We start from the raw sequence: 15,303 nt of genomic DNA on the forward strand, positions 1-15,303 counted from the left end.
TATTGTTAATCATCGCGACGCTACCGTAATTGCTTTAGTACCTCTTCTATTTGTGTTAAAGGTAATTTGCAAGCCCCTTTCTCACAAATATAAACGTTGGTCTTATCCGGAATAAATCGGTTCTTCAATAAGGCAATTTGACCTTCTTTACTGGTTGCGGCAACAATAGTATTTGGAAGATACTCTTTTAAAATTTCAGAAGCTTTATCTTCAAAATCCTCGCCTACAATCGCGACCTCATAAAACGGCTTTTGGAGGAGTAGTGTTAGGTGCAACCAATTGGCATGGCTTTGTGGCTGTTCGGCAATGTTCTTTTGCATACTTAGAACTATTTTTTCTAAGCGATTCCCGTAATTTTCATCAGGATAAAATTTTGAGAGTTTCAGTAGGTTTAATGCCATCATTGAATTGGATGATGGAATTACGTTATCGGCTACTTCAAGCGTTCTTCTGATTACGATTGCGTCATTTTTAGAAGTGAAGAAAAACAGACCTGTACTCTCGTCCGCAAAATTTTCCAAGGCATAATCCAATAGTTTTCTTGACTTTTCTATCCACCTTTCATCAAAGCTAACTTCGTAAAGACCAATGAACCCATCGATAACTGCTGCATAATCTTCCAGAAATGCATGGATAGTACTCCTGCCATACTTGAAGTTATGGAATAAACCACCGTTGGACGCCATCAAGAGGGAGGTTATGAATTGTGCGTTTTTTAAAGCGAGATCCAAAAAATGATTATTTCCAAGATAGCGGTAAGCATCCGTTAACCCCTTTAGGATTAGTCCGTTCCATGAGGTTAGAATCTTATCGTCCAATCTTGGTTTTTTTCTTTTCGCTCTCTCTTGTTTTAATATTTGTCTACAAGAATTTATATGCTGCGCAAGCTCCGACACCGTAAGGTTGTGCTTTTCTGCGATTACGGAATCGGCAGCATCCCTTATCAGAACGTAGTTATCATGCTCCCAAAATCCGTAAGAATTTATATTGTAATAATCCTTGAAAATAGGATAGTCCTCTCCCAATAAACTTATTAATTCTTTCTCTTTCCAGACGTAATAGGCGCCTTCCTCTAGATTTCCATCCTCATCTAAACTGTCCGCATCTAGTGAAGAGTAGTATCCGCCTTCTTCATGTAATAGTTCTTCCTCTAGAAATTCGATGATCTGACGAACTGTTCTTGCGTATAGCTGGTTTTTTGATTGTGCGTAGGCCTTAGCGTATAGACTTAATAGTAGACCATTGTCATATAGCATTTTTTCGAAATGTGGAACATGCCATTTGGTATCTACCGCGTAACGTGAAAAGCCGCCCCCAACATGATCGAAAATCCCTCCCCAGGCCATTCTCGTGAGCGTCGTATGAACATAATCCAATACATCCTTATCGTTTTGCACGCTACCATAGTGCAACAGGAAATTCATGTTTACAGGCATCATAAATTTAGGTGCTCTTTTATAGCCCCCTAAAAAGGTGTCAAAATAGGCCGACCAATCTTTAACCATATCCTGCAATTGGTCAGCGGAAAGAAGATTCGAGTTATCTGTGTTACTAATTTTGTTGATTTCCCTTATGCCCTGCGAAAGGTTTTCCGCATAACCCAGTACCTTTTCTGGTTCGGTTTGATATAAGTCCTTAAGTTGACTTAAAACTTGGATCCAATCTTTCTTTTTAACGTAAGTAGCTCCCCAAAATGGTCTGCCGTCCGGTAGCGCAACGATATTCAAGGGCCAACCTCCGCTACCGGTCATTAACTGCAAAGCATCCATATAGATTTGGTCAATATCCGGCCTTTCCTCTCTATCTATTTTGATATTTACAAAGTTTTTGTTCATCACATCTGCCACGGCCTCGTCTTCAAAACACTCTTCTTCCATTACATGGCACCAATGACAGGATGCATAACCGATACTTATAAGCAATAACCTATTTTCATCCTGAGCCTTCTGTAAAACCTCCGGTTTCCAGGCTTTCCAATTAACTGGGTTATGGGCGTGTTGCAGGAGATAAGGACTTGTTTCGGAGATTAGTGCATTTGTATATTTTTGGTCGCTCATGTTACTCTAATTTTGGAAATACATATTAATAAAAAAAGCGCCGAATAAGGCGCTTTTTTTTAGATGTTTAGGATATTTTAATTTACCTCAAAGGTAATTTTTACATTAACCCTATAATTAACCATTTTTCCGCCTTCAACGGTGGCACTCTGCTCATTTATGTATACAGAGCGAATATTCTTAACCGATTTTGACGCATGGGCAACCGCGTTCTTAGCCGCATCTTCCCAACTTGTGTCTGAATTTGCTAATACTTCTATTACTTTTAAAACTGCCATAATTTATTGTTTTTAGTGTTCCTTTAAAAATAGCGATTGTTCCACAGAAAGGCTAGCCCATTTCCTATTATTTTTTATCCGTTTAGTGCAACGACCTCATTGACTTTCTCACCCATCATATTCTTCAACATGGTTTCAATTCCGTTTTTTAATGTGAAAGTAGAGGAAGGGCAACCGCTGCATGCGCCTTGAAGAATCACATTTACGGTTCCGCTATCCGCTTCGTACGATTTAAAAAGAATATTACCACCATCACTGGCAACGGCAGGTTTGACATATTCATCTAGGATTGCTATGATCTCCTTGGAAGTGTCGTCCAAGTTTTCAGTTAGGTTTTCATCGATAGCTTCCGGATGAGCAACTCTAGCTATTGATTTGGCCGTATGGGAAACTAATTCTTTACCATCGGCAATAAAGTTTCGAATCAATTCTCTTAGTTCCAAGGTAATATCTTCCCATTCTGCTACTTCATACTTGGAAACCGAAACATAGTTTTCATCCATGAACACCTGTTTAACGAAAGGAAATTGAAACAATGCCATGGCCAAAGGGGCATTTTTAGCTTCATCAATATTTTTAAATTCATAGGTGTCGCCCACAATCTTTTTACTCGCTACAAATTTCATAGTTGAAGGATTAGGGGTCACTTCTGCATAAACCGTAACCGCAATAGGTTTATCCGTATCCTCTTCCATAACAACAAGTTCTCCTGCGTTAAGGTATTCCACCAACTGTTGGGCCACTTCATCCTTAACGTCTTCCCACTCCACAATATCATAGCGTTCCAAACCAATAAAGTTCCCTGATATATACACAGTTTTAATAAACGGTAAATGAAACAGTTGTTGCGCCATAGGTGAATTCTGGGCTTCGTCTATATTCTTGTACTCGTAATTTTTTCTGTTTACTAAAAGATGGTTCGTTTCGAATTTTAGTATGTTGGGATTGTTCGTCTTGACAATGGTAATGGAATACTCTTTCATCGTAATTTTATTTTGAACAAAAATACGAAGGAAATCTAAGTTAAAGCCTATATAATAATGTTACAGATAAGCCGTTATACTTTATATTTAGCAGGATTTGAACCTATAGCCCTATTTCCCACAGATGAAATTTAAGCTCATATTGTTATTTTCTTTTTTAGTTTTTGGCGTTAAGTCACATGCTCAGGAAGGAATCCCCGTTTATTTTGATTATTTGGCGGACAACTATTATTTGGTCTACCCTTCCATGGCTGGTATAAGTCAAGGGGGAAAAATTAGGGCGACGGCGAGAAAGCAGTGGTTTGATGTGGAGGATGCACCTAGTTTACAGACCATAAACGCCCATTTTAGATTGGGTGATAGTCCAAGTGGAGTGGGAGCTATCATTTTTAACGACGCCAATGGTTATCATTCTCAAACTGGTCTAAAATTGACTTATGCCCATCATTTAAGAATGGGGAGTCAGGATGTAAGGGTGTTGAATCAACTTTCCTTTGGATTAAGTGGAACCATATTACAAAGTAGTCTAGATGAAACGGAGTTTAGGTCGGTGACTCCGGATCCTGCAATTTCAGGACAAAAATTAAGCGCTACCTATGCCAATGTGGATTTAGGAATTTCGTATAACTATCAAGAATTTTATGCGCATTTTGCCGTTACCAACGCATTAACAGGTAGTCAGCGTAACGTTTATTACAGGGACCGTCAGGACAATCCTGACCAGTTGGTCATTGACAATATCAGAAGGTATCTCCTATCGGCCGGTTATATTTTCGGTAGAAATGAATGGCAGGTAGAACCTTCCGCTTTGTTTCAGCTGACCGAGTTTACGCAGGAAAAGACGATAGATGTAAACGCCAAGGTGTACCGAGATGTAGATTTTGGTCGTATATGGGGCGGGGTATCCTATAGGAGGAGTTTTGATGGAGCGCAATTTCAAACGGCGAACAGTTTTGGCGAGCAACGTTTACAGTTGATAACTCCTATTATTGGCGCGAACATCAAGAATTTTATGGTGTCCTATAATTATTCTTATCAAATGGGCGACATCCGATTTGATAATGGGGGATTCCACCAAATTACCCTAGGATACGATTTTGGACAGACCGAGCGTAAGTACGATTGTTATTGTCCCGCCGCACAATAAAAAGGGCCGGTTCTTTCTAGAAACCGACCCCTAAAACACACAACCATTAACCTTATTCCCAAGTATAATTCTTTGAAGATGCCTGTTTTTTTATGGCCCTAAGCATTACACTTTCTAATTCGCCCTTGCTATCTTCATTCTGGTTCTTAGCTATATGGGCCTCTCTTTTAGCGTTTAGCTCGTGAATTTCTTTTTGAATTTTTTCCCTCTCGGATTTTTTCTGTGCGACATACGCTTCAATTTCGGCAATGGATTTACGCTTTAATTCCGAGGGCAACTCTTCTTTACTTATTCGGCTAATATCAAATTCCTTGTCATCGTAAGCGTCAACCAAATCCCATTTCTTATTGTTGTACAGTCTTGAACTCTTGCTAACCGCTCTTTTAACGGCTACTACCTCTTGAAGAGCCATCGCATTTTCGTCCTGGTCCATTTGCATTTCCATTTTAGAGGCGCCAAGTGTACCGTAGGAAATATAGGTTTTGTTCAATTTGGAGTTCAACTTTATGATGATATCGTCATAGGGCGTAGTCATGTGGACCACTTCCCTGTTATGGTCTATGGCCATATACTCTCCACCGGTCATCGACGCGCCGTTCTTCCAAAAAGTATTTATTCCCTGCTCGTAGTTACCACAGAAAATGGTATTCACCACAACATCTTTCTCTTTGGCATTTATCGCTGCATCCTTATAGTTCAGTCTGCCTTGATCAAAAGGCTCGTTACCCGCTATAAATATCATTTTTAAATTATCTGGATTATTGCCCCAATCCAGTTGCTTAAGCGATTTCTGTATAACTGTTCCGCAGAATTCCTCCCCGCCGTTTGTAGTAAGTGAAAAGAGCTTTTCTGAAATCTCGTCAAGATCATCACTAAAGTTTAAGACTTGTTGTATATAGCCCTCCGTTGAGGAAAGACCGTCATTACCGTACTGATAAAGTGCAATTTGAAGCTTAGGTCTAAGCTCATTACCACATTTGGCATGAGTAAACTCGTTTACAATATCCCAGAGTTGGGATTTAGCTTGATTGATCAGGCCGTCCATACTATTACTGGTATCCAACAAAAGGGCAATTTTAACCACATTGTTTTCAGTGTCGTCGGATACTGGCATCGCATGTGCAATAATAGATTGCTCTTTTGATTTCATTTTGAGCTCGCAACCGTATCCAAAGCTGATCGACAATGTTGCAATACATACTAGGGCTGTTTTTTTAAACTTTTTCATTTTTTGATTTATTTAAATATTGGTCTAAATCTACCCGTAAACTTTTTTTCAAAATAGCTGTTTTGAGGGAAGTGCCCTTTTGAATGAGTTAAGTGTACTAGGTAGTTTTTGTAAGCCATAAAAAGCTATTAGGAAAGACCATAGTTAGCTATTCTCCGTTTTCTAGTGTCATGGGAATCAGCTAAGTTTACAGTGATATTATCTCATGAAAAAACAGTTACTCATACTCTTCACCTTGTTCCTTTTAGGGGGATTCGCTTGCTTTTGCCAAACTGAGGGAGATGGTATAAACTTTGTCGTTAAAGGCAATGTAAAAGGCAAGGAAACATTAGCTCCAATATCCGGTGTATCCGTTTCAACCAATAAAGGTACGTTCACATCTACCAATGCTTTGGGTGAGTTTAGAATAAAAGTAAGTTTGGGTGAAACGCTAATTTTTGAGGATGCCCGAATAGAAACCGTTAGGTATCGCATAAAGAATGATGATGACATCCAAATTCGGGTAGAAGGTTACGGTGGCCCATCCGTTCAAAAAAGAGAAACCAGTAGTATATCAAATAGGGCGGCTTCTTTGCATCAGGCGTTCTTAGATTCAGCCGTTTACTATAAGAAAGAAAACATAGCAAAGAGTATTGATTTTATAGCAAAATCAATAGAACAGTTAGGTGACAGGGGCAATAAAAAGGAATTGGCAAGGTCGCTCACCGCTTTAGGGGAGGTCTATCTGTATCATCAGCAATATGACTTGGCCATAGATAATTTTGAGGACGCCCTGGAAGCCAACAAGACTATCGCCACTGCCTTACTGTTGGGAAAGACCTATGTCACGAACAAGGACTTCAAAAAAGCTGTAGAAATTTTGCAACCCCTTTTGGAAATGAAAAATATGGTGCCTTTTCAAAGTGTCTCCCTCTTTGAAACGTTGGGGGATGCTAATATAGGTGAGAACAAGGTTAGGGTGGCCTTGGATTTTTATAATGAGGGACTAAAAGTGGCCAAAAAGAATCAGATAACCCCCAAAATGACGGACCTGAATTCAAAGATTGCCGATGCCTATGCTCAGGACAACCAACTAATGGAAGCCGAAGCGTATTATGGTAACTCCCTACAATTGGCCAGCAAACTTGCACCTAAAAGAGCCTTGCAGGAAAAAGAAAAGGTTGCCGACTTCTACAACAAGAAGAGCCAATATAATGAGGAAATAGCCATTCGCAAGAACAGTCTAGAGGAATTGAATAGGTTAAAATCGCCAAAAAAAGATGACACCCGAACAGATTTGGGCGATACCATCACCACACAACGCATAAATTATAAAATTGCCAATGCCTATATTGCCCAGGATAAGTACAACGAGGCAATTCCCTATCTAGAAAGAAGTATCGTAGAGGCCGACTCGGAAGATGATTTAATAGTCCAGAAAGACGCTACTAGAAAACTGTCCGAAGTATATGAGTATAAAGGAGATTTTAACAGGGCGTTGGAAACCTACCAATCCTATGTTGCACTCGTTGATACATTATATGTGCGCAAAGAGCAGGAAATTTCAAGGGCAGCGCGGTTCAATAGAGAAATAGCTTCTACACAAAGTAGGATTACCGGATTGGAGCAGGAGCGGGAACTTTCCCAAAGCAAATACGATTTGGCATTGACCGAGCAGGAACTAGCTGAAGAAAGTTATAAAAGGCAGCGTTGGATTATCTATTCCCTGATTTTCGGTATAGTTCTAACAGGTTTGGCGGCCTTCTTTTTCTATAGGAGCAACCAGCAACAAAAACTGACCAATAATCTTTTAGCCTTAAAATCGCTACGCTCGCAAATGAACCCGCATTTTATCTTTAATGCTTTAAATTCTGTTAATAATTTCATTGCCAAAAGTGATGAAAGAAGCGCTAACAGGTATTTGAGTGAGTTCTCCACATTAATGCGATGTGTTTTAGAAAATTCGGAAGAAGACTTTATTCCGTTGGATAAAGAACTGGAATTATTGGAGCTTTACGTGAAATTGGAGCATTCCCGTTTTCCAGATAAGTTTGATTATGTAATTGAGATAGATGACAACTTGGATGTTGCCTCCTATCAGATTCCCCCAATGTTGCTTCAACCTTATATAGAAAATGCCATTTGGCATGGTTTACGGTATAAGGAGGAGAAAGGCGTTTTGAAGATAAAAGTGGAATCGAAGGATGTTAAGAGTGTTGAGGTCCGAATTACGGATGATGGTATTGGTAGAAAAAAGTCCGCTAGCCTAAAAACACAAAATCAGAAAAAACAGAAATCAAAAGGAATGGGCAATATTCAACAACGGGTGGCTATCCTGAATGACATGTACGGGGATAAAGTAGCGGTTACGATTGCGGATTTGAAAAATGACAGTACCGGTACAAAGGTAATTTTCACTTTAAAAAAAGACAAATGATCTTAAAAGCCATATTAGTAGAGGATGAAGCCAATAGTAGGGAAATCCTTAGAAACTACTTGAAGAAATATTGTCCTAAAGTTGAACTGGTAGGAGAGGCGTCTTCTATAAAAGAAGCTCTGGAAATCATAAGAATGCAGGAATTAGATCTTGTTTTTCTAGATATTGAGATGCCTTTTGGAAATGCCTTTGACTTATTGGAGAAAGTTCCTGATCGTACGTTCGAAACTGTCTTCGTAACCGCTTACGACCATTATGCAAAGGATGCCCTTAACAGTCATGCCGCTTACTATTTAATGAAACCTATAAATATTGATGAGCTTATAAAGTCCGTAAATTATGTGTTGGAGGTGAAAGAAAGGGAAAACACCTTACAGGAAAAAGTTTTAAATTCGAATACGCGGTGTATAGAAGGTAAACTTACCCTTCCGCAACAGGATGGTTTTCAAGTCTTAAATGTTTCGGAAATACTATATTGTAAGGCCGATGATAATTATACTGAAATCTACTTGGAAAATAAAAAACTGTTGGTAAGCAAAACCTTGAAGTATTTTGAAGATGCCCTTTCAGAATTTCCGTTTGCGAGGATACATAAATCTTATTTGGTAAATGTAAACGAGGTCGTTAAATACAGAAAAGGGAAAGGGGGAAGCGTAATCATTTCCAATGGAAAGGAACTCATGGTTTCTGCTTCCAAAAAGAAGGACTTTCTTTCGTTCTATGACTAAAATAATCCGATTAAAATGATAATGGAAGTAAGAGGTAAAACACCTAAAATTGGGCAAGATTGCTACATCGCAGAAAATGCCACTATAGTTGGCGATGTCGTCATTGGAAATCAGTGCAGCATTTGGTTCAACACCGTTTTGAGGGGAGACGTAAACTTTATAAAAATAGGGAACAAGGTAAACATACAAGATGGTGCCGTTGTTCATTGTACCTATAAGAAAGCGTCTACCACAATCGGCAATAACGTTTCCATTGGTCATAACGCCATTGTACATGGTTGTACCATTCATGATGATGTTCTGGTAGGCATGGGAAGCATTATTATGGATGATTGTGTTGTGGAGAGTAACAGCATTATTGCCGCTGGGGCAGTCTTGACCAGAGGCACCCATGTGCCGTCCGGGAGTATATTTGCAGGAATGCCGGCAAAAAAAATAAAGGATATTAGTCCAGAACTAAGCTCAGGCGAGATTAATCGCATAGCAGAGGCCTATATAATATATTCAGGCTGGTTCAAGAAAAATTGATGTCTACCTAAGGAAAAAATCTTGGAACTTAGAATGTACTGGGGTTTCATGCTTTCCCGTTTGCACTTGATTTATAATACCTTATTTTTGATTTATAAAAAGTACTTCAAATGAACGCATACATATTCCCCGGACAAGGTGCCCAATTCGTGGGTATGGGACTGGACCTATACGAGAAATTCCCCGTAGCAAAGGAATTGTTTGAGCAAGCCAATTCCATATTAGGATTTTCTATTACCGATATCATGTTTCACGGTACTGCGGATGGTTTACAGGAAACTAAGGTTACGCAACCTGCCATTTTTCTTCATTCGGTAGTATTGTCAAAAGTCATGGGGGATTCCTTTAAACCCGATATGGTTGCGGGACATTCTTTAGGGGAGTTTTCCGCTTTGGTCGCTAACGGAGCATTGAGCTTTGAAGATGGTCTAAAATTGGTCTCCCAAAGAGCATTGGCCATGCAAAAAGCCTGTGAAATGGTATCCGGCACAATGGCCGCTGTATTACGATTGGACGATGAGGTAGTGGAAAAAATTTGTGAAGAAACCGAAGGTATTGTAGTTCCTGCAAATTATAACTGTCCAGGACAGTTGGTAATTTCTGGGGAGGTCGAGGCAATCGCTGTGGCTTGTGAAAAACTTAAGGATGCCGGTGCACGTAGGGCCATGGTTTTACCTGTGGGAGGCGCTTTTCATTCGCCTTTGATGGCTCCGGCCAAAGAAGAATTGGCGGCAGCCATAGAAAAAACAGAATTTGCAATACCAAATTGTCCTATTTATCAGAATGTCTCCATAACTGCAATAACAAGTCCAGACGAAATTAAAAAGAATTTGATTGCACAATTGACCGCTCCGGTAAAGTGGACCCAGAGTGTGCAGCAGATGATAAAAGACGGGGCAAAAGTGTTTACGGAGATAGGACCAGGAAAAGTACTTCAAGGATTGGTCATTAAAATTGATTCTACGGTTGAGACAACCGCCCCGACCTTTGACTAAAATTGGTTTTCCTTTCTAATCTGTATTTCAACCGAAAAACCCTTTTTTAAACTGTTAATTAAAGGATTAGCTATTTTTTTTAGTAATATTGACTCCCAACTTTTGCCGAACAGTGTACGGATAACAAATTGTCTTTAGCAATTTAGACTAGTGCTATGAAAATGAAAGATTATAATTTCCTTCGAAATACTTTAGAAAAAGGTAGTTTTCAAAAATCATTTTATCTTTTTGTTCTAATATTCGTTTTTGGTGCGTTAGGAAGCATTCAAGCGCAATCAGTATCTATCAGTGCTTCACAACCTAATGCAGATGAAGATGGCCCAGTTAATGGACAATATATCGTTAACGTTACAGATGGAACACCTGGAACTCCCTATACAATTAATTTGGCAGTGGACGCCGCGAGTACTGCGGTTGTAGTTGATGATTATACTTCTTTGCCAACCACAGTTAATATTCTTACTAATCTTGTGGGTAGTGGTAGCGCATTTATTAACCTAAATGTAGTAGATGATAATGTAGTCGAAGCTACTGAAAATGTTATTTTGAATATTGTAGGAAGTAACCCTGCTTTATTGGTAGGAACAGGTTCGGCGACCGTAAACATTACTGACGATGATGTTGCTGGTGTTAATGTGTCAACAATTAGTGGAGATACAGGAGAGGATGGGACCACAGCTACTTTTACAGTAACCTTGGAGAGTCAGCCCACTAATCCTGTGGCAATAGCTTTGAGTAGTAATAATACGGCCGAGGGAACTGTGCCAGCTTCAGTAATCATTCCCGTAGCTTCTTGGAATACTGGAACAATCGTAACTGTAACCGGTGTCGATGATTTTTTCATTGATGGAGATATTAATTATTCAATAATAACTGGTAATGTTACCTCCACAGATACAAACTATAATGCACTTAACGGTGGCGATGTTGCCAATGTTGCTGTCACTAATAATGATAATGATGTAGCTGGTGTAAATGTTAATGCCACAACGGGAACAACTACCGAGGCTGGTGGCACCGCTACCTTTATTTATACCTTAACAAGCCAACCTACGGATAATGTGGTATTAGAGGTAGATCAATACGATAACACGGAAACTAGCGGACCATCAACAATAACTATTACTCCATCCGATTGGAATACTGGAGTGCCTTTAACTATTATTGGTTTAGATGACGATATTATTGATGGAGATATTGATGATGATATTAGAGTGCGTATAGACAATTCTGAAGATTCAGATTACGATTCATTGAATAATGGCGATGTTCCGGACATAGTAGTTACTAATCAAGATGATGACGTTGCGGGCGTAAACGTATCTGCTATAAGTGGAAATACTACCGAGGCGGGCGGGACGGCCACTTTTACGGTAACCCTCGAAAGTCAACCAACAAATAATGTGACCATTGCCCTGTCAAGTAGTGATACGAGTGAGGGAACTGTTGCAGCCTCGGTGGTAAAGACACCTGCCAACTGGAATTTGGCTACAGCAGTGACTGTAACCGGCGTTGACGATGCGGAGGTTGACGGTGATGTAGCCTATACAATAATAACGGGCAACGTAACTTCGGGTGATGCGAACTATAACGCCCTTAACGGTGGCGATGTTGGGAATGTCGCTGTCATTAATACGGATAATGATGCTATCGGAGTAAACATATCGCCCATTAGTGGAAATACAACGGAAGGAGGAGGTAGTGCAACTTTTACGGTAACCTTAGACAGTCAACCAACCAATAATGTCACCATTGCCTTGTCAAGTAGTGATACTAGTGAAGGTACAGTTCCTGCTTCGGTCGTAAAAACGCCAGCCAACTGGAATTTGGCTACACCAGTGACTGTAACCGGCGTTGACGATACGGTGGTGGATGGTGATGTAGCATATACAATAGTAACGGGCAACGTAACTTCGGGTGATGCGAACTATAATGCCCTTAACGGTGGCGATGTTGGGAATGTCGCTGTCATCAATACGGATAATGATACGGTTGGTGTGAACGTATCGGCTATAAGCGGGAATACGACCGAAGCGGGCGGGATAGCCACATTTTCGGTAACCCTAGACAGTCAACCGTCCAATGATGTGACGATTGCACTTTCAAGTAGTGATACTGGTGAAGGTACAGTTCCTGCTTCGGTCGTAAAAACGCCAGCGAACTGGGATAGTAATACCGTTATCACCGTAACCGGTGTTGACGACACCATAGTTGATGGGGACGTAGCTTATACTATAGTAACGGGCAACGTAACTTCGGGTGATGCCAATTACAATACACTAAATGGTGGCGATGTTTCTGATGTTGCGGTCACCAATATTGATGATGATGTTGCTAGTATTACCATATCGGACGTAGCGGTCAATGAGGACGTGTCCTCCGGTAATTTGGTATTCAACGTTGTCCTTGATATTGCGGTTGCAGGTGGTACAACGGTTGGATATTCTTTTGCAAACGGTACGGCCATTGGGGGAGGAACAGACTTTACGGCCAACCCTGGTTTCTTGACTTTTGATGGAACAGCCGGAGAAATAGAAACGATTACGGTTGCCATTAATAATGATCAAATATTGGAGGAAACCGAGAACTTCACCGTTCAGCTGGGCTTGCCCAGTAACGGTGTTAATCTTAGTGGTAGCGGTACAGCTACGGGAACTATTAACGACGACGACAACTGCGCTCCTGCACCAATCCTAGATACAAGTATATCTACAGTTTTTTGCGATGTTATTGATAGAAGTCTTAATGATTATACTAGCACATCACCTCCTGCCGGAACGGTCTTAACATGGAGCACACTCTCCGACCCCCTAAACGAAAATGCTTATTTATCCGCTGCACAGGTTGCAAATCCTCCTAACGACGGATCTTATTTCGGTTTCTTTTTGGATGATAATGGTACGCCAAATAATTTTGACGATGATTGTGCCAGTGGAACGATTGAAGTAGAGTTAACTTTAAACACTACACCCGAGGAACCAGTTGGCACGGGAAATGAAAGATGCGGACCAGGGACGGTGCTCTTAACAGCAACTACATCTAGCGCCGGAGCATCTTTAAATTGGTACAGTTCCCCAGACTCGGATTCGCCTATCGGTAACGGTAATAGTTTCACGACACCTTCCATTAGCGCTACGACCTCATTTTATGTAGAGGCCGAAGAGAATAATTGTATTACAGGAAGAGTTGAGGTTGTCGCAACTGTAGGTTTTCAAGCATCCGCGGGTACACCCAGTAATGCCTCTATCTGCAGTATTCCCGAAAATGGTCCTACTATTTTGGACTTGGATGACAGATTAGCAGGTGAAGGTGCTGGTACATGGGCAATCACGACTGATTCATCGGGAAGTTTGACAATCGGGCCTTCCAATATCATCGATTTTAGAAACCTGCCTACGGGGAATTATGTCTTTACTTTTACGACCACAGGATCAACAGCTCCTTGTGAAAATGTTTCATCGGAAGTCACGATTTCAGTGAGTGATTGTGATACGGACGAAGATGGTGACGGTTTGTTTGGTGGTGACGAGGCAACTTTGGGAACTGACCCAAATAACCCTGATACGGACGGGGATGGAATAGAGGACGGGGAAGAGGTTGGTCCGGACGTAGATAATCCTTTGGATGAGGATAATGATGGTATTATTGATGCCCTAGATTCCAATGTTTTGGATTCCGATAACGATGGTGTAAATGACCAACAAGACCCGGCGAACGGTAATTCATGTATTCCCAGTAGGGCGAACGGAGTCTGTGATTTTGACGGGGACACCATAACAGATGCGGACGAAATAGCCAATGGAAGTAATCCGGACGATCCTTGCGATCCCAATGCCGATAGTCCTACGTGTATTCCTATTGACTTGGCAATTGCAAAAGAAGTGGATAATGAAAATGCGGCCATTGGAGACACAGTCGTATTTACGATTACAATAAGTAATCCGGAAGATAGGACAGCTTCGAACATCATCGTTGGTGACCTGTTGGAGACAGGCTTTGAGTTTGTTTCCAGTAACCCATCTGCAGGAAGTTATTCAGAAATTACGGGGGAATGGAACAACTTTGAGATTGCTTCTTTGAGTAGTGAAACATTGCAAATAACGGCACTTGTAGTAGAAGGATCGAGTTATTCGAACACAGCAGAACTGTTATCCTCTTTACCTTTAGATGATAATGAAGCTAATAACATAGCTACGGTACAGGTGGTCCCAGATTTACCTGAAGGGATTGATCTGGTCATTCGGAAGACAGTTGATAATAGAGCGCCTTTGGTAGGGGAACAAATTACTTTTATCATAAGTGTTGAGAATCAATCTGAAGATGGTGCGGTTATTAGTAATATAGAAGTTGAAGACCTTATACCTACTGGTCCTGAGGCCCGCTTCGTTTATGTAAGTGATCTTGCTAGCGTTGGATTATATAACCCAACGACAGGGATATGGGCCATAGAATCTTTAGCGGTAGGCGAGCAGAACATCGCAACCTTACAAATTACGGTATCGGTACCAAGAGAAGGAATTTTTGTAAATACAGCCACCTTAATAAGGTCATCTCCAATTGATGGTAATCCTGGAAATAATGAGAGTTTTGTTGATGTAACCGTTAGTATTCCCACCGCTGCTAATCCTGGTTTCCTCTTCAACCAATTTTCACCTAATGGAGATAACTCCAATGATGTGCTACGGATAAATCTTAGGGACGCCAATACTGGATTGGATGCGGGAATAAATTATAAGATTGTAGTTCACGATAGATATGGAAACTTAGTATTTGAAGGAGAAGATTCTGTTCCGGAAAACTCACAAAGGGTCACCGATGTTTGGGACGGAACCTATAACGGTAAGGATGTTCCAAAAGGAACCTATTTTTATATTTTAAACTACGACATAGGTGCAGGTCCTACCATTGACAAAGGCTGGATTCAACTTATCAGATAAATTTTT

Annotated in this window: 10 protein-coding genes; 6 read left to right on the forward strand and 4 right to left on the reverse strand. The window is 40.6% G+C overall.

Annotation, left to right across the window (positions count from 1 at the left end):
* Positions 1 to 20 precede the first annotated feature (20 nt).
* From N8A89_RS11230 to N8A89_RS11240, 3 genes are all read right to left on the reverse strand, one after another.
* A complete protein-coding gene (locus tag N8A89_RS11230; protein ID WP_289644324.1) occupies positions 21 to 2,057 on the reverse strand; it encodes a thioredoxin domain-containing protein in 2,037 nt (678 codons plus the stop codon).
* A 77-nt stretch (positions 2,058 to 2,134) separates the two neighbouring features.
* Positions 2,135 to 2,335 carry a dodecin family protein gene (locus N8A89_RS11235; RefSeq protein ID WP_281542357.1) on the reverse strand — a complete coding sequence of 67 codons (201 nt, stop codon included), beginning with the start codon at positions 2,333 to 2,335 and terminating at the stop codon, positions 2,135 to 2,137.
* A gap of 74 nt (positions 2,336 to 2,409) precedes the next feature.
* Complete coding sequence (locus tag N8A89_RS11240) at positions 2,410 to 3,318, reverse strand: NifU family protein (RefSeq protein ID WP_281542358.1); 909 nt, start codon at positions 3,316 to 3,318, stop codon at positions 2,410 to 2,412.
* Between the two features lie 124 nt (positions 3,319 to 3,442).
* Here N8A89_RS11240 and N8A89_RS11245 point away from each other — a divergent pair, with 124 nt between their 5' ends.
* Positions 3,443 to 4,465 (forward strand): PorP/SprF family type IX secretion system membrane protein, encoded by a 1,023-nt coding sequence (locus tag N8A89_RS11245; protein WP_281542359.1) that lies wholly within the window; start codon positions 3,443 to 3,445, stop codon positions 4,463 to 4,465.
* Positions 4,466 to 4,517: 52 nt separating this feature from the next.
* Here N8A89_RS11245 and N8A89_RS11250 read toward each other — a convergent pair whose 3' ends face one another.
* Positions 4,518 to 5,693 carry a vWA domain-containing protein gene (locus N8A89_RS11250; protein WP_281542360.1) on the reverse strand — a complete coding sequence of 392 codons (1,176 nt, stop codon included), beginning with the start codon at positions 5,691 to 5,693 and terminating at the stop codon, positions 4,518 to 4,520.
* 205 nt (positions 5,694 to 5,898) lie between these two features.
* Between N8A89_RS11250 and N8A89_RS11255 the strand changes: the two genes are divergently transcribed.
* From N8A89_RS11255 to N8A89_RS11275, 5 genes are all read left to right on the forward strand, one after another.
* Positions 5,899 to 8,109 carry a histidine kinase gene (locus N8A89_RS11255; protein WP_281542361.1) on the forward strand — a complete coding sequence of 737 codons (2,211 nt, stop codon included), beginning with the start codon at positions 5,899 to 5,901 and terminating at the stop codon, positions 8,107 to 8,109.
* Positions 8,106 to 8,837 carry a LytR/AlgR family response regulator transcription factor gene (locus N8A89_RS11260; protein WP_281542362.1) on the forward strand — a complete coding sequence of 244 codons (732 nt, stop codon included), beginning with the start codon at positions 8,106 to 8,108 and terminating at the stop codon, positions 8,835 to 8,837. The genes N8A89_RS11255 and N8A89_RS11260 overlap by 4 nt, the downstream gene beginning before the upstream one ends.
* Positions 8,838 to 8,852: 15 nt before the next feature.
* Positions 8,853 to 9,365: a gamma carbonic anhydrase family protein gene (locus N8A89_RS11265; RefSeq protein ID WP_281542363.1), complete on the forward strand. Its 513-nt coding sequence runs from the start codon at positions 8,853 to 8,855 to the stop codon at positions 9,363 to 9,365.
* A gap of 110 nt (positions 9,366 to 9,475) precedes the next feature.
* Complete coding sequence (fabD, locus tag N8A89_RS11270) at positions 9,476 to 10,360, forward strand: ACP S-malonyltransferase (protein WP_281542364.1); 885 nt, start codon at positions 9,476 to 9,478, stop codon at positions 10,358 to 10,360.
* 155 nt (positions 10,361 to 10,515) lie between these two features.
* Positions 10,516 to 15,297, forward strand: a complete 4,782-nt coding sequence (locus N8A89_RS11275) for a Calx-beta domain-containing protein (protein ID WP_281542365.1) — start codon at positions 10,516 to 10,518, stop codon at positions 15,295 to 15,297.
* The last annotated feature ends 6 nt before the right edge of the window (positions 15,298 to 15,303 follow it).

The organism is Maribacter aestuarii (genome assembly GCF_027474845.2).
GTDB lineage: Bacteria > Bacteroidota > Bacteroidia > Flavobacteriales > Flavobacteriaceae > Maribacter > Maribacter aestuarii.

What these genes read in the sequence shown, in the direction of transcription:
- N8A89_RS11230 (WP_289644324.1), bottom strand. Translation starts at nt 2,057, where the DNA reads ATGAGCGACCAAAAATATACAAATGCACTAATCTCCGAAACAAGTCCT.
- N8A89_RS11235 (WP_281542357.1), bottom strand. Translation starts at nt 2,335, where the DNA reads ATGGCAGTTTTAAAAGTAATAGAAGTATTAGCAAATTCAGACACAAGT.
- N8A89_RS11240 (WP_281542358.1), bottom strand. Translation starts at nt 3,318, where the DNA reads ATGAAAGAGTATTCCATTACCATTGTCAAGACGAACAATCCCAACATA.
- N8A89_RS11245 (WP_281542359.1), top strand. Translation starts at nt 3,443, where the DNA reads ATGAAATTTAAGCTCATATTGTTATTTTCTTTTTTAGTTTTTGGCGTT.
- N8A89_RS11250 (WP_281542360.1), bottom strand. Translation starts at nt 5,693, where the DNA reads ATGAAAAAGTTTAAAAAAACAGCCCTAGTATGTATTGCAACATTGTCG.
- N8A89_RS11255 (WP_281542361.1), top strand. Translation starts at nt 5,899, where the DNA reads ATGAAAAAACAGTTACTCATACTCTTCACCTTGTTCCTTTTAGGGGGA.
- N8A89_RS11260 (WP_281542362.1), top strand. Translation starts at nt 8,106, where the DNA reads ATGATCTTAAAAGCCATATTAGTAGAGGATGAAGCCAATAGTAGGGAA.
- N8A89_RS11265 (WP_281542363.1), top strand. Translation starts at nt 8,853, where the DNA reads ATGATAATGGAAGTAAGAGGTAAAACACCTAAAATTGGGCAAGATTGC.
- fabD (WP_281542364.1), top strand. Translation starts at nt 9,476, where the DNA reads ATGAACGCATACATATTCCCCGGACAAGGTGCCCAATTCGTGGGTATG.
- N8A89_RS11275 (WP_281542365.1), top strand. Translation starts at nt 10,516, where the DNA reads ATGAAAATGAAAGATTATAATTTCCTTCGAAATACTTTAGAAAAAGGT.